Source organism: Oleiphilus sp. HI0117 (assembly GCF_001635235.1).
Window position 1 is genome coordinate 1 of the sequence record NZ_LWGA01000470.1, and the last position, 432, is coordinate 432.

Annotated in this window: 1 protein-coding gene; it reads right to left on the bottom strand. The window is 43.3% G+C overall.

Features of this window, described 5'->3' with window-relative positions:
* Positions 1-162: 162 nt before the first annotated feature.
* On the bottom strand, positions 163-432 hold a 270-nt coding region (locus A3757_RS05375), incomplete at its 5' end, for an FAD-linked oxidase C-terminal domain-containing protein (RefSeq protein ID WP_304439177.1).

Here is a 432-nt window from a genome sequence, read left to right on the forward strand (position 1 = left end):
GCTGGCCCATCTGAGCTTTTTCATCCAGCGCTGGAAGCCGCGACTGGGACAAGAACAACAATGAGATAAAGGCGAGCAGAATGAGAGAGCAAAGAAATCCCCTTTTATCGACTACCCGCATATTGTTCTCATTACCGTACATTCACCATCTAATTAAAGAGGCTACAGATCGAAAATCTTTCCAGGATTCATCAAGCCTTTTGGATCAAAGACACGCTTAACGCCTTTCATCATTTCGATCTCAACAGGCGAACGCGAATAACCCAGGTAATCTTTCTTGACCATTCCGACGCCGTGCTCTGCCGAGATACTACCATTGTATTTTGCGACAATATCAAAAACCCACTTATTTACCTGAATGCACTTCGAGAAGAACTCTTCATTGCTTAAATCTTCAGGCTTAAGAATATTCAAATGCAGATTGCCATCACC